This is a genomic window from Pelagibacterium sp. (genome assembly GCF_965249125.1).
In the GTDB taxonomy this organism is placed as follows: domain Bacteria; phylum Pseudomonadota; class Alphaproteobacteria; order Rhizobiales; family Devosiaceae; genus Pelagibacterium.
Genome location: NZ_OZ252217.1, coordinates 421,078 through 434,486, shown reverse-complemented (window position 1 = coordinate 434,486; position 13,409 = coordinate 421,078). Strand labels below are relative to the sequence as shown.

The 13,409-nt window shown below is 60.9% G+C and carries 13 protein-coding genes and 1 pseudogene; 4 read left to right on the top strand and 10 right to left on the bottom strand.

Features of this window, described 5'->3' with window-relative positions; all coding sequences use genetic code 11:
- Window positions 1-57 precede the first annotated feature (57 nt).
- The gene (locus ACP148_RS02135; RefSeq protein WP_421950980.1) at window positions 58-870 is read left to right on the top strand and encodes a siderophore-interacting protein; all 813 of its coding nucleotides are present in this window, start codon (window positions 58-60) and stop codon (window positions 868-870) included.
- Between the two features lie 119 nt (window positions 871-989).
- Here the strand turns inward: ACP148_RS02135 and ACP148_RS02130 are convergent, their stop codons facing one another.
- Window positions 990-3,254, bottom strand: coding sequence for an AI-2E family transporter (locus ACP148_RS02130; RefSeq protein WP_421950979.1), 2,265 nt, complete (start codon window positions 3,252-3,254; stop codon window positions 990-992).
- Window positions 3,255-3,436: 182 nt separating this feature from the next.
- Here ACP148_RS02130 and purE point away from each other — a divergent pair, with 182 nt between their 5' ends.
- From purE to rpsU, 3 genes are all read left to right on the top strand, one after another.
- Window positions 3,437-3,901, top strand: a complete 465-nt coding sequence (gene purE / locus ACP148_RS02125) for a 5-(carboxyamino)imidazole ribonucleotide mutase (protein ID WP_421951500.1) — start codon at window positions 3,437-3,439, stop codon at window positions 3,899-3,901.
- Window positions 3,894-4,988, top strand: coding sequence for a 5-(carboxyamino)imidazole ribonucleotide synthase (locus tag ACP148_RS02120; protein ID WP_421950978.1), 1,095 nt, complete (start codon window positions 3,894-3,896; stop codon window positions 4,986-4,988). The genes purE and ACP148_RS02120 overlap by 8 nt, the downstream gene beginning before the upstream one ends.
- 160 nt (window positions 4,989-5,148) lie before the next feature.
- A complete protein-coding gene (rpsU, locus tag ACP148_RS02115) occupies window positions 5,149-5,373 on the top strand; it encodes a 30S ribosomal protein S21 (protein ID WP_041529391.1) in 225 nt (74 codons plus the stop codon).
- Between the two features lie 91 nt (window positions 5,374-5,464).
- On the opposite strand, the gene ACP148_RS02110 is transcribed toward rpsU, so the two are convergent.
- From ACP148_RS02110 to ACP148_RS02070, 9 genes and pseudogenes are all read right to left on the bottom strand, one after another.
- Window positions 5,465-5,812: a hypothetical protein gene (locus tag ACP148_RS02110; RefSeq protein WP_421950977.1), complete on the bottom strand. Its 348-nt coding sequence runs from the start codon at window positions 5,810-5,812 to the stop codon at window positions 5,465-5,467.
- Window positions 5,813-5,814: 2 nt separating this feature from the next.
- Window positions 5,815-6,621 carry an alpha/beta hydrolase gene (locus ACP148_RS02105; protein ID WP_421950976.1) on the bottom strand — a complete coding sequence of 269 codons (807 nt, stop codon included), beginning with the start codon at window positions 6,619-6,621 and terminating at the stop codon, window positions 5,815-5,817.
- A gap of 55 nt (window positions 6,622-6,676) precedes the next feature.
- Window positions 6,677-7,321: a DsbA family oxidoreductase gene (locus ACP148_RS02100; protein WP_421950975.1), complete on the bottom strand. Its 645-nt coding sequence runs from the start codon at window positions 7,319-7,321 to the stop codon at window positions 6,677-6,679.
- A 67-nt stretch (window positions 7,322-7,388) separates the two neighbouring features.
- Window positions 7,389-7,802, bottom strand: a complete 414-nt coding sequence (locus ACP148_RS02095; protein WP_421950974.1) for a VOC family protein — start codon at window positions 7,800-7,802, stop codon at window positions 7,389-7,391.
- A gap of 116 nt (window positions 7,803-7,918) precedes the next feature.
- The gene (locus tag ACP148_RS02090) at window positions 7,919-9,322 is read right to left on the bottom strand and encodes an NAD(P)(+) transhydrogenase (Re/Si-specific) subunit beta (protein WP_421951499.1); all 1,404 of its coding nucleotides are present in this window, start codon (window positions 9,320-9,322) and stop codon (window positions 7,919-7,921) included.
- A gap of 7 nt (window positions 9,323-9,329) precedes the next feature.
- Window positions 9,330-9,764, bottom strand: a complete 435-nt coding sequence (locus ACP148_RS02085) for an NAD(P) transhydrogenase subunit alpha (RefSeq protein WP_421951498.1) — start codon at window positions 9,762-9,764, stop codon at window positions 9,330-9,332.
- A 131-nt stretch (window positions 9,765-9,895) separates the two neighbouring features.
- Window positions 9,896-11,170: pseudogene (locus tag ACP148_RS02080) on the bottom strand (Re/Si-specific NAD(P)(+) transhydrogenase subunit alpha); the annotation flags it as partial.
- A gap of 59 nt (window positions 11,171-11,229) precedes the next feature.
- Window positions 11,230-11,403: an aa3-type cytochrome c oxidase subunit IV gene (locus tag ACP148_RS02075; RefSeq protein WP_421950973.1), complete on the bottom strand. Its 174-nt coding sequence runs from the start codon at window positions 11,401-11,403 to the stop codon at window positions 11,230-11,232.
- 42 nt (window positions 11,404-11,445) lie between these two features.
- Window positions 11,446-13,251 (bottom strand): M3 family oligoendopeptidase, encoded by a 1,806-nt coding sequence (locus ACP148_RS02070; protein WP_421950972.1) that lies wholly within the window; start codon window positions 13,249-13,251, stop codon window positions 11,446-11,448.
- Window positions 13,252-13,409: the final 158 nt, after the last annotated feature.

The following is a 13,409-nucleotide window of genomic DNA, read 5'->3' as shown; positions in this document are numbered from 1 at the left end:
TGACTTTGGTCATCATCATTTGTACTCCAATCTCAGGCTTTTTCAGGATGACTTGAGATGACCCAACATTCCCGCCTCGTCGAACGCGTTCGTCACGAACTCAAATTCAGGATGGCAAAGGTGCTCAAATCCGAGCGCATTACACCCCAGATGGCGCGGATCACGCTCACTTCGGACGATTTCGGGAGCTTTATTTCCCTTGCCTATGACGATCATTGCAAGGTGTTCTTCCCCGAACCGGGTGCAACCGATTTTCCGGTACCCGAACGCGGAGAGAACGGGCTCGTTTTTCCCGATGGCAAGCGCCCCGAGTCGCGTGATTACACGCCCCGTTCCTATGACAACACCGCACGCACCCTGACGCTCGATTTCGTGCTGCATGGCGACGGGCCGGCTTCGAGCTGGGCAGAGATCGCCAGGCCCGGCGACATGATCGGGGTTGGTGGTCCACGCGGGTCTTTCGTCGTCCGGGGCGATTTCGACTGGTATCTGCTGGTCGGCGATGAAACGGCACTACCCGCCATTTCCCGCCGACTCGAGGAATTGCCTCGCGATGCGCGCGCCATCGCTGTTATCGAGGTTGCCGACAATGGCGAAATCCAGAAAATCGACGCGCCGGAGAATGCCGAAATCCACTGGTTGAGCCGCGAAGGGGCAGCGCCGGGTGATCCCCACAAGCTACTTGGTGCCGTCCAGGGTCTGGAACTCCCCAAAGGTGACGGCTACATCTTTGTTGCCGGCGAAAGCGCCATGAGCAAGGCGGTGCGCCACCACATGGTGGACGAACGGGGGCACAATCCCGATTGGATCAAGGCTGCCGGATACTGGCAGGCGGGCAGTGAGGATTTCGACGACGGCCACGCTCACTAGAGCCGGTCAGGATTTGATTAAATCAAATCCTCGGCTCTAAACCTTTGTTTTGTCGCGTGTCCAAACCGCAAAACCGTTTCCACTTTTGCTGGACACGCTCACTAGCGTGGTGCCCTCAGCTATGCGATTGCTTCGTCTTCCTCCGCCTCGCGTCGCACGAAGAGATCCCTGATTTCTGTGGCAAGCGGAACAATGGCCTTTTCGAGCAGAGCGATCTGCGCGTCGTCAAAAAGCCGGGGTTCCTGATCGAAAATTGCCAGCACCGCGCCCAATTGTCCGTCTTCGAGCGGGACCGGCACGCCGGCATAAGCCCTGACGCCGCTTTCCACGACGCTGCGCAAATGAGCATAGGGCGAGTGTTGCAGGTCTTCGATGATCAGCGTACCCGACCTCTTGAGCACTTCGTGGGCCAGATGTTCGGCGTGGCTCTTGTTGGAGCCCTCGTCGCCGGCGTCGATCAGGGGCACGATCGTCACCATCGCCACCGTGGTCTTGGCGGACTGAGCCAGCCCGCGCAGCGAACGGGCGATGTCGGGATCCGCCGCAGCCTGAGCCGAGATGGCCCTGGCCGACAGACGCAATTGCGGAACAATGTCAGGACCGTCTTCGGCGATCATGTCATGCCCACCCATTGCAAGAGCGATGGCGTGCTCGGCCAGCGCAATCGAATGGGCCACCACGTCAATCTCGTCGGCAGCGCTCTCCGCCCGCCCGGCTGTATAGTCGGGATGGAAATAACCGGCGACCACGACCATTTCCGGTTCGATCCGCTTGAGCCGACGGGCAGCATAACGGGCATAGACGTCCGGTTTTTGACCAAGATAGCAAAGACATGCGACCTCGGTCAGCGACAGGTCGATCTGGGCGATCCCCTCCTTGCGCAGGGCCACCGGAGCCATCACCTGAGCTGAAAAGCCGCGCGCCCGCACCCGTTCGGCAACCATGAGTGCCATGGCCTGATCGAGCTCGGTCTTGCCACCGAACACCCGTATGCGCGCTCCGATCTTGGTGTTTTCAGGCTCGGCTTCGGCAATGTCGTCAAGCACTTCGGAAAGCGTTTCCACGACACGATGGCGATGGGAGGGGTCGGCAAGATCACCCGCGATATCGGCCTCGGCCAGCCGGAGGGCAGGCACCGCAATATCGTCGTAAAAGGTCGCGATCCCGTCCTTTTCGATTTCGCGGTCTGCGAGTTCGATCGCTTCCTCGACATTGGCCGATATCAGCCTTTGATAAAAGCGCTCCTGCGGCAACAGCACCGGCGCGCTGCCCAGAATGGTTTCGATAAAACCCAACCCTGGTACGTAGCGCGCCATGACAACGATACACACCGTGAGGGGCATGGAAACGATCAGGCCGATCGGACCCCACAGCGTAGCCCAGAACATTGCGGCGACCAGCACCGCAAGCGGGGTCAACCCCGTCGAGGTGCCGTAGAGCCGGGGCTCGATGATGTTGTTGGACACCACTTCAAGCACCATGTAGAGCCCGATCACGCCGAACAGCATTGTCCAGCCAGGGTCCACCGCGATGGACAGCAGGATCGGAATGGTGGCGATCATGAGCGTGCCAACGAACGGGATATAGCGAAAGACCGTTGCCAACAGGCCCCAGAGGATGGCGTTGGGCACACCGAGCAGGAACAGGCCCGCACCAAACAGCATACCATAGCCGGCGCTGATCGTTGCCTGCGCCAGCAGATAGCGTCCCACCCGGCTACTGGCCTCGTTCATTGCCTCGGTGCTTGCGCGCAGATCGCCGCGACTGGCCAGCTTGAGGAAACGGTCGCGCAACTCCTCGCGCTCGAGCAACAGGAATATGAGGAAGATCGTCACGATAAGAACCGAGGCGAGCGGACCGATGATCGAGAAAAACACCGTCTGCGCCGTTTCCAGCGAGCCCATTCCGCCATCGGCAATCACCACCTGGATCGGCTCGGGACCCTGCTCGGCCAGATTGTCGGCGCTGGCCCCGACCTGCGCACCCAACCGCTCGACGGTGGCGACCAGCCGGTCGATGACCTGGCCGCCCCCGAACGTCTCCTGCAGCATCCGGAGCTTTTCGCTGATCGTTGCCTGATAGCGAGGCAGGTCGGATGCCAGCGAAAGCATCTGTGAAAATGCCAGATATGCGACGCCCGAAATCAGCGCCAGGACCGCAAGAACCGATGCGATAACGGCAGCGATATGGGGCGTTCCGACCCGGCGCAGGCTGTGGACCACCGGCCCCAGCGCAAAGGCGAGCAGCACGGCCAGGACCAGCGGCACGAAAATACCGCGCCCCAGATAGAGCACGGCGACAATTAGAACGAAGGTCAGGATCGCTACCAAGGGCTGGAAGCCCATCAGCGAGGGCCCCGGGCCGACCGGCGGTTTCGTGTCCATGCTTTTTCCCAATCCAAGCCCGTTAGGACCCCGCGATTTCAAAACGCCATGCCCTGGGTTTCGTTCCCCGCCGCCGCCCAACAGATGCAGCGGCTTGAACCTTCGGGGCTTATCGGATACAGCCACGCTTTAGCCAATTGAGGGCCGGGCTCTTGGTTTCATCTCCTCCTATCGCCATCGTCATGGGTAGCCAGTCGGACTGGCCCACTATGCGTTTTGCAGCCGAAACGCTCGAAGCGCTAAGGCTCGACTACGAGGCGCGTATCGTCTCCGCACACCGGACCCCGCTGCGCATGGTCGATTTCGCCACGACTGCGCGCGACGACGGCTTCAAAGTCATCATTGCCGGGGCTGGCGGGGCTGCCCACCTGCCGGGCATGATCGCATCGATGACGACTTTGCCGGTGCTCGGTGTGCCCGTGGAAAGCAAGGCGCTTCACGGGCAGGACAGCTTGCTCTCCATTGTCCAGATGCCGGGTGGCGTACCTGTGGGCACTCTGGCCATCGGCAAGGCAGGCGCCATCAATGCGGCGCTTCTGGCAGCCTCGATCCTCTCACTTGCCGATCAAGAGCTTGCGGCACGGCTCGCCGAATGGCGCGCCCGCCAGACCAACGCAGTTGCGGAGTTCCCCAAGGACGATGACTGAAAGCCACCCTCTCCAGCCCGGAAGCCGCATCGGCATTCTGGGCGGCGGCCAGCTCGGGCGCATGCTCTCTCTTGCAGCCAGCCAGTTGGGCATGAAAACCCATATCTTCTGCCCCGACCCCGAAAGCCCCGCTTTCGATGTCACCCCCAACAAAACCATAGCCGGCTATGACGATGTCGCGGCGCTGCGCGCCTTTGCCGGCGGCGTCGATGTGGTGACCTATGAGTTCGAGAACGTGCCCCTCGCCACCGCTAAAGTCATCGCCGACAACGTGCCGCTGCACCCTGGTGCCAGGGCGCTCGAGGTCAGCCAGGACCGCCTCGCCGAGAAGGGCTTTCTTGGGCGAGCCGGCGTTGCCATCGCGCCCTATCGTCCTGTCGGCGATCTCGGGGAATTGCAGACGGCCGTCACCGAAATCGGGCTTCCGGCCGTCCTCAAGACCACACGGCTGGGCTATGACGGCAAGGGCCAGCGCATGATCGGTAAGCCCGACGATATTGAGGGTGCCTTTGCCGAACTCGAACCCGGCGCTCCGCTGGTGCTCGAGGCTTATGTTCCGTTTGAAAAGGAAATCTCGGTCATTGTGGTGCGCGGCGTCGATGGATCCGTGGTCACCTACGATCCGGCCGAAAACGTTCATCGCAACCACATCCTCAAGACTTCCACCCTGCCGGCCTCTGTTTCCGATGCCGCCGTGATCAAGGCCCGGACCGTCGCCGCCGACATTGCGGCCGCGCTCGACTATATCGGCACCATGGGCGTTGAGTTTTTCGTCGTATCCGATGGCGACGATCCGCAAATCCTGGTCAACGAAATCGCCCCCCGCGTTCACAATTCGGGTCATTGGACACAAGCCGTCTGCGTTACCGACCAGTTCGAGAACCATATCCGCGCCATCTGCGGCTGGCCGCTGGGCGATACGACCCGGCTTGCCGGCGTGGTAATGGAAAATCTGCTCGGCGAGGAAATCTTTGCCGCAGCCTCGCGCGCGACCGGTGGCACTCAGCCCCACGTTTATGGCAAGGCCGAAGCGCGCGATGGGCGCAAGATGGGACACCTCAACATCGTCAGGCTCCCCCAGGACTGACAAAAGCACAGATTCCGGGCCTCGCAGGTGGACATGGCCCGACTCTTCTGGTAACTAGCGCGGCCACGGTGACCGGCAAGTGTCGGTCGGCGCTGGATCGCTTTTGGCCTCCGGCGTTTGATATCAGCCGAAATTCTAACCGAAAGGGCGGGTGTTCCGCGTGCAAGTAGTCGTTCGCGATAACAATGTCGATCAGGCGCTTCGGGCGCTGAAAAAGAAGTTGCAGCGCGAAGGTGTGTTTCGCGAAATGAAGCTGCGCAACTATTACGAGAAGCCCTCTGAAAAGAAGGCACGGCAGAAGGCTGAGGCAATCCGCCGGGCCCGCAAGCTTGCTCGTAAGCGTGCACAGCGCGAGGCTGGTGTTGTAACCGGCGGTCGTCGCTAAGAGGGCTTCGCAAAGCGCGAAATCTCTTTGCATCTGCGACTGTTCGACATGAACGTATTTGCAAAAAGCGCCGTCCTTTGGGGCGGCGTTTTTATTTTGCCCCGCTCCCCGGCGTTTCCAGGATCGGCATCACCTCAACGCCCTCGCCCGGAAAATGGGTGAAATGGGCGTGATTGCGAAACATTTCCGCGGCTGCCTGATGGTCGGCCGCTTCGACGATGACATAGGCCGCCGCCGTATTGGTGATGTCGGCGATACCGTCAGGCCCCACCTTCTTTGTCTTTCCCAAAGGCCCGCCTGGATCAACCACGCGCGCAGCGTTGGTCTCCATCCATTCGCCCCAGGCCGTCATCCCCGCTGCCTGGTCTATTCGGCCCGCCGCCTGCGCCTTCTCGGTGGCCGTCGCTGTTCCAGTATAGATCGCCAGAAATTTCGGCATGTTCAGCCTCCCTGTTCTGCCTCGTTAAAGAACACCTGAGCCCGCTCCCAAATCCCTCGCGCCCAGAGGTCGGAGTGATCCGCACCCTCCTCGATCCAGATCTGATGGGGATTTGGTGCTTCAGCATATAACCGCTCGCCATTTGAGACGCTGACCGTCCTGTCGGCAGTGCCATGCGCCACGAATACCGGTTCCTCGACAGCCCCGATCCAATCGTTGGTGTGAAACTGGTCGAGCATCAACCATGCAACGGGTGCGAAAGGGTAGCGCTCCGCCGCCACACTGACCGCCGAATAGAAGGGAGTCTCCAACAGCAGCGCCTCCGCATCGCGCTGGCTGGCCACCCACACGGCCGGGGAAGCGCCCAGCGAACGGCCCCAAACGACAATCTCCTCCTCGCGCTCAGCCAGCCAGTCGAATGCCGCAAGAGCGTCGGCCAGTAGATTGTCCTGGGTGATTTCGCCCGGTGACAGCGGAAAGCCGCGATAGTCGACCGACAAAAAGCCATATCCCGCATCGGTGAACGAAACGAAACGTTCGTACTCGGCCGAAAAGCTTCCCGAATTGCCCTTGAGATACAAAATAGTAGGTTCATCACCCGACGGCGGCGCATACCATCCGGTGATGACCTCATCGTCGCTCGTTGGGATCATGACGATCTCGGCATCGAGACCGACGGCATCGGGATCGAAAATCTCTCCGGCCGGATTGAAGAAAAACGCCCGCTGGTTGACGTAGAGAAAGGCTAGCAGTCCGCCGTAAATGACCAGCGCGAGAACCAGTACGCCGACAGCGATCTTCTTGAGCATTTTCGACTTTCCTCCAGCACCCCCGCTCCCTGATACCGCCGGAAGATTAGCTCGTCTAGGTCAACTCTTCTTCGCCCAGTGCGACGCGAAAAGCCCGCTGAAACACCTCCAATGGCTGACCGCCGGAAATGGCGAACTGATTGTTGAAGATGAAGAAGGGTACGCCGTTGATGCCCTGCTGGCTGGCCGAAACCGCCATGGCCTTGGTGATGTCGTTTTCCGCTTCGTCTTCAATCAGCGTCAGCGCCGCCTCGCGCGTGAACCCGTGCTCGGCGGCGATGTCGGCTAGCAGCTCTTTATCGGTAATGTTCCTGCCCTCAAGGAAATAGGCGTCGGCGAATGCCTTGGCCAAACCATACTGGTGCTCGGGTGCCGCCGAACGGATCAGCGTGTGGGGCATGATGGTGGGATAGCTCATTGGCTGCACGCTCATATCCAGCGGCACCCCGGCATCCCGCGCAGCGGTCTGAACGCGCGCCTGCATGGCGTCGATATCGCCGCCATATTTCGCCTTGAGCCTTTTCCTGGTGTTCTCCCCTTCCTGCGGTGTCGAGGGGTCGAGCAGAAATGGATGGTGTAATATCTCGACGTTCACGCCCTCGGGCAACGTCGCCAGTGCCTGATCGAGCCTTGCGGTGCCGATCAGGCACCAGGGGCAAATGATGTCGGTGAACAGGTCGATGCGGATGGATTGAGTCATATTCTGTCCTTTGCGTTGGCGCCAACATGGCCATTGGCGACAGACCGCTCAAGTACGCACAGAAATGTTACTGCATCTGCCCCGCGATATTGACCATCCAGTTGGTGCCGAACCGGTCGCGCAGCATGCCGAACTTGTCGCCCCACGGAGCGGGCACGAGCGGCTGCATCACCTCGCCTCCCGCGCTCAAGCCTTCCCAGAAACCGCTCAGTTTGGCGTCGTCGTCACCGCTGAGCGAAATAGAATAACCGTCCTGGGATTGCCCCGGCGTGCGCGACCCGTCCGATACCATCAGCGTCATGCCATCGGGCGTGTCGAGCTGGCCGTGCATGATCAGATCCTCCTGCCCGGGCTTATGCGGCATGCCGCCCTGGGCAAACGTCATCATGGTCGGCTCGCCACCGAAAATACCCGCATAAAAGGCCAGCGCGTCGCGCGCCTCGCCTGAAAAACCTAGATAGGGATTCATCAAGATGCTCATCGTCGTCCTCCGGCACTTGAGAGCAAGGCTGCTACTGTATGCCCGCCGGACCGCGGCTGCACGTAAAAAAAGGGCGGCTCGAACGCCGCCCTTTTCTCAAGTAAGGATGGGCCCGCTCAATGCCCGATCGCCTTGACGATGGATTCAGTCATCTTCTTGGCGTCTCCGAACAGCATCATTGTGTTGTCGCGGAAGAAGAGTTCGTTCTGGACCCCAGCATACCCGGCTGCCATGCCGCGCTTGATGAACAGCACGGTGCCCGCCTTTTCGACGTCCAGAACCGGCATGCCGTAGATCGGCGAGGTCTTGTCGGTCTTGGCCGAGGGGTTGGTGACGTCGTTGGCGCCGATCACGAACGCCACGTCGGCCTGGGCAAACTCGGAGTTGATATCCTCGAGCTCGAACACTTCGTCGTACGGCACGTTGGCCTCGGCCAGCAGCACGTTCATGTGCCCCGGCATACGGCCCGCCACGGGATGGATGGCGTAGGAAACCTCGACGCCGGCAGCCTTGAGTTCGTCGGCCATCTCTCGCACCGCGTGCTGGGCCTGGGCCACCGCCATCCCGTAACCGGGCACGATGATGACTTTCGAGGCGTTCTGCATGATGAACGCTGCGTCTTCGGCCGACCCCTGCTTGACCGGGCGCTCTTCCACATCACCGGAGGCCGCAGCGGCGTCATCGCCCCCGAAGCCGCCAAGAATGACCGAGATAAAACTCCGGTTCATGGCCCGGCACATGATGTAGGAAAGGATAGCACCCGAAGACCCCACCAACGCGCCTGTGATGATCAGCGCCGTATTGCCCAGCGTGAACCCGATGCCGGCCGCCGCCCAACCCGAATAGGAATTGAGCATCGAAACGACCACGGGCATGTCAGCCCCGCCGATCGGGATGATCATAAGCCCGCCCAGCGCCAGCGCGATCAGGGTGATGACCCAGAACAGGATCGGATCCTGCGTCACCGAGAACACACCGATCAGAATGACCAGCAGCGCACCCAGGCCCAGATGGAGCAGATGTCGGGCCGGCAACAGGATCGGCTTGCCGCTCATGCGGCCGTCGAGCTTGGCGAAAGCGATGACCGAGCCGGTAAAGGTGAACGCGCCAATCGCCGTGCCGATGCTCATTTCGATGAGCGCCTGCACATGGATATGCCCCGGCTCGCCGATCCCGAACGCGACCGGTGCATAAAGGGCCGCAGCCGCCACGAACACGGCGGCAAGGCCGACCAGCGAGTGGAAGGCCGCAACCAGCTGCGGCATTGCCGTCATGGGGACGCCGCGCGCGATAAACGCACCGATGCCACCACCGATGGCCAGCCCGCCGATGATCAGCACCCAGGCGAACGGATCGGTGGGTGCTGCGATGGCCAGCGTGGTCAGAACGGCGATGGTCATGCCGACCATGCCCATCGTGTTGCCCCGGCGCGCCGTGGTGGGCGAGGACAGCCCGCGCAGCGCGAGAATGAACAGTGCCCCGGCGACCAGATAGGCCAGGGCCGCGATATTTGCGGAAATCATGGTCCTAGCCCTTCTTCTTGTACATCGCCAGCATGCGCTGGGTGACGAGGAAGCCCCCGAAAATGTTGACCGATGCCAGGATCAGCGCAACGAAACCGAACCAGCGCGCCGGGCCGGGTTCACCGACACTGGCCACGCCCACGGCCAAAAGCGCGCCCACCACGATCACCGAAGAGATCGCGTTGGTCACCGCCATAAGGGGGGTGTGAAGGGCCGGGGTTACCGACCAGACGACGTAGTAGCCCACGAAGATCGCCAGGACGAACACCGAGAGGAAAAAGAAAAAGGGATCGACGACACCGCCCATTATACGTCTCCATCCGTCTTTTTGGCCGCGGGCTTTTTCGCCGCCGGCTTTTTGGCTGCTGTGCTCTTGGACGGCGCTTTGCTCGCCGCAGCGCTTTTTGCTACCGGCTTTTTGGCCGCTGATGCCTTGGATTTTGCCGTGCTTGCGGCAGCGCTCTTTGCCGCCGTCGATTTTGCGGCGGGCTTGACCGCCGGCGTCTCGTCGGCCGGAACCGAAACCGCGCCCGCAGTTGCCACCTTGGCCGCCCGGCCCTTGCCCGAAGCGCCGGACTTGGCAGGTGCCTTGGTGACCGGCTTGCTTTCGGCCTTCGGTGCTGCCTTGGGAGCGGCTGTCTTGCCGGTGGCGGCCGTTTTGGCCGGCGCCTTGGCAGCAGCCTTGGCGGGAGCCTTTTTCGCCGCCGGTGCCGCATCGGCAGACCCGGCAAAATTGGGATGCACGACTGCGCCGTCGCGTGTCAGGAGCGTTGCCTTGACCAGCTCGTCCTCCCAATCGACTTTCAGACCCTTGGCCTCCTTGTCGATCATGGTTTCCAGGAAGGCCAGAAGGTTCTTGGAATAGAGCTGGGACGCCGTCGCTCCGATCTTGCCCTGCAGATTGAGCAACCCGATGATCGTTACGTCCTTGTGGACGGTCGTTTGTCCCGGAACCGTCAATTCGATATTGCCGCCACGCTCGGCTGCCAGGTCGACAAGCACCGAACCCGGCGCCATCGATTCAACCATCGCCTTGGTAATGAGCTTTGGCGCGGGGCGCCCAGGGATCAGCGCCGTGGTGATGACGATGTCCTGCTTGGCGATATGGCCCGAGACCAGTTCGGCTTGCGCAGCCTGCTCGTCCTTGGTCAATTCGCGCGCATATCCACCAGTGCCCGAAGCATCCTTGAGCGCTTCGGTCATGATAAATTTCGCACCGAGCGATTCCACCTGCTCGCCCGCCGCAGCCCGCACGTCGGTGGCTGAGACCGCCGCGCCAAGGCGCTTTGCGGTAGCGATCGCCTGCAGCCCGGCAACACCGGCTCCCATGACGAATACCTTTGCGGCGCGCACAGTGCCCGCCGCCGTCATCATCATCGGCAGCGCCCGATCATAGACCATCGATGCTTCGATCACCGCCTGATAGCCGGCGAGATTGGCCTGGCTGGACAGGATATCCATGACCTGGGCCCGCGTGATGCGCGGCATTAGCTCCATGGCGAAAACACAAAGCCCGGCCTTGGCCAATGCCGCCAACGCAGCTTCATTGCCAAACGGATCGGCTGTGGCCAGAACCAGCGCGCCTTTGGCGGCCCCGGTCAGCGCCGATGCCTCGGGACGTCGGACCGAAAGGATCACGTCGGCGCCCTTGACGGTCGCCGCGGCGCTCGCTTCCACGCTTGCCCCGGTATCCTTGTAAAACTGATCGAGGATGCGCGACGCTTCCCCTGCCCCTTTTTCGACGCTGACGGTCGCACCAAACCCGATGAGCTTGGCAACCGTCTCCGGCGTCGCTGCAACGCGGGTTTCTCCCCCCGCGCGCTCGCGCATTACGGCAATTTTCATGAAACTCTACCTCTTATGGCCCGCAGCAAAATGGCCACTTCCCCCAAGGGTCGGGAGATTTAGTGGACGAAGATCAGATACAGGATCACCAGGATTGCTGCTGTGGAGATGACGCTCCACTTGGTACCGGAAAGGAACGCTGCATACGTGCTCGTATGCTCGTCGAATTCCTTTTCCTTCTGCTTTTCGCTGATCGGCTTGTCTGAATAAGTTGCGACCTGTTGTTCGGCCATCGCAGCTTTCCCCTGAATTTTTCGAGTCTGAATTGGTGCCCTTTAGGGCTGAGTTTGTTCAAGTTCGTCAATGAGTCTTTCGATCATAGACAGACCCAACGACCAGAATTGCGGATCGCGGGCATCCAGTCCGAACGGCGCCAGAAGTTCCGAATGATGTTTCGAGCCCCCGGCGCTCAGCATGTCGAAATACTTTTCGGCAAACCCGGCACTGGACTTTTCATACTGTGCGTAGAGCGAGTTCACAAGGCAATCGCCGAACGCATAGGCATAGACATAGAACGGAGCGTGAATGAAATGCCCGATATAGCTCCACAGAACCTCATAGCCATCGTTGAGCCTGATCCCCGGCCCGAGGCTTTCGGTGGAGATTTCCATCCAGAACGCATCGATCTCCTCGGGCCGCAATTCGCCCTCGCGCCGCGCCAGATGGATCTTGCGCTCCAGCGTATAGAACGAGATCTGCCGCACCACGGTGTTGAGCATGTCCTCGATTTTCGAGGCAATCAGGGCAAAGCGCTGTTTCGGATCGCTCGTCACATCGAGAATGGCGCGGAAGGTCAGCATCTCCCCGAAGACGCTCGCCGTCTCCGCCAGCGTCAACGGCGTGGGCGCCATCAGCTCGCCCTGCCCCGCCGCAAGGCGCTGGTGCACGCCATGCCCCAACTCGTGGGCCAGCGTCATCACGTCGCGGGTACGTCCCATATAGTTCAGCATCAGGTATGGATGCGCGGTGGTGACGGTTGGGTGCGCAAAGGCGCCCGGCGCCTTGTTGGGCTTGACAGCGGCATCGATCCACCCGCTATCGAAAAACGGCTGCGCCACCTCGACCAGCTTGGGTGAAAACCGGCCATAGGCATCGAGCACGGTGGTCTTGGCCGTCTCCCAATCAAATATGCGATCATCCGAAGTCGGCAGCGGCGCATTGCGGTCCCAGGCGTCCAGCTTGTCCTTGCCGAACCATTTCGCCCTCATCTGATAGTAGCGATGCGACAGGCGCGGATAGGCTTCCCGCACCGCTTTCTCGAGCGCATCGACGACTTCACGCTCCACCGAATTGGCGAGGTGCCGGCTATCGGCCACATCCTCGTAGCCGCGCCAGCGGTCGGAGATTTCCTTGTCCTTGGCCATCACATTGGTGATGTGGGCAAAGAGCTTCTTGTTGGCCGAAAGCGTCACGCTCAAAGCCTTGAACGCCGCCGCGCGCTTGCCCTCCTGTTTGTCACTCAAGAGATTGAGCGTCTGTTCGAGCCCGAGTGTTTCACCGTCGATTTCGAATTTGAGCGCCGCCATCGTCTCATCGAACAGTCGGTTCCATGCGGCGTGTCCGGTGACGTATTTGTCGTGGAACAACTCTTCCACCCGGTCCTCGAGCTGGTAGGGTCGCGACTTGCGCAACTCGTCAAACCACGGCTTGTAATGGGCCAGATCGGCGCTACTTTCGAACGCCGCAGCGAGCACTTCATCCTCTATCCGGTTGATCTCGAGCGTGAAAAACAGCGTCCGGGTCGAAAGCCCGGTCATCTTGTCCTGCGTGTCGCCGAGAAATTTCACCCGGTCTCCGTCGCCGGTGTTCTGCGCATAATTGAGATAGGCGAACGATCCCAGACGTCCGAAAACCTCATCGAGCTTTTCATAGCGCCTGACCGCATCGACGAGACCGCCTTCTTTCGCCAGTTTCTCGAGCTTGCCCTTATAGTCCGCCTCGAACGCCCTGGTCTCTTTTTCGAGCAACGCCATGTCGGCCTTCAGCGCGTCGGACTCGACGCCAGGATAGAGGTCGCTCAAATCCCATTCGGGCAATTGGCCGAACTGGTTGTGGGTCGATTGCGGCTGGGACAAAGTCATGGGCGAAATTCCGGGGTTGGATTTTGCGGCGACCTTAATCGTTGAGCGCCAGCGTGCCAAGCGCCCCTGCCACGGGCGGGATTGTGCGTGCGACCCACACAGGGCGTGCGAAATAATCGGGCTTATGAACACAACCAACCCCGCACACTATGGCACCT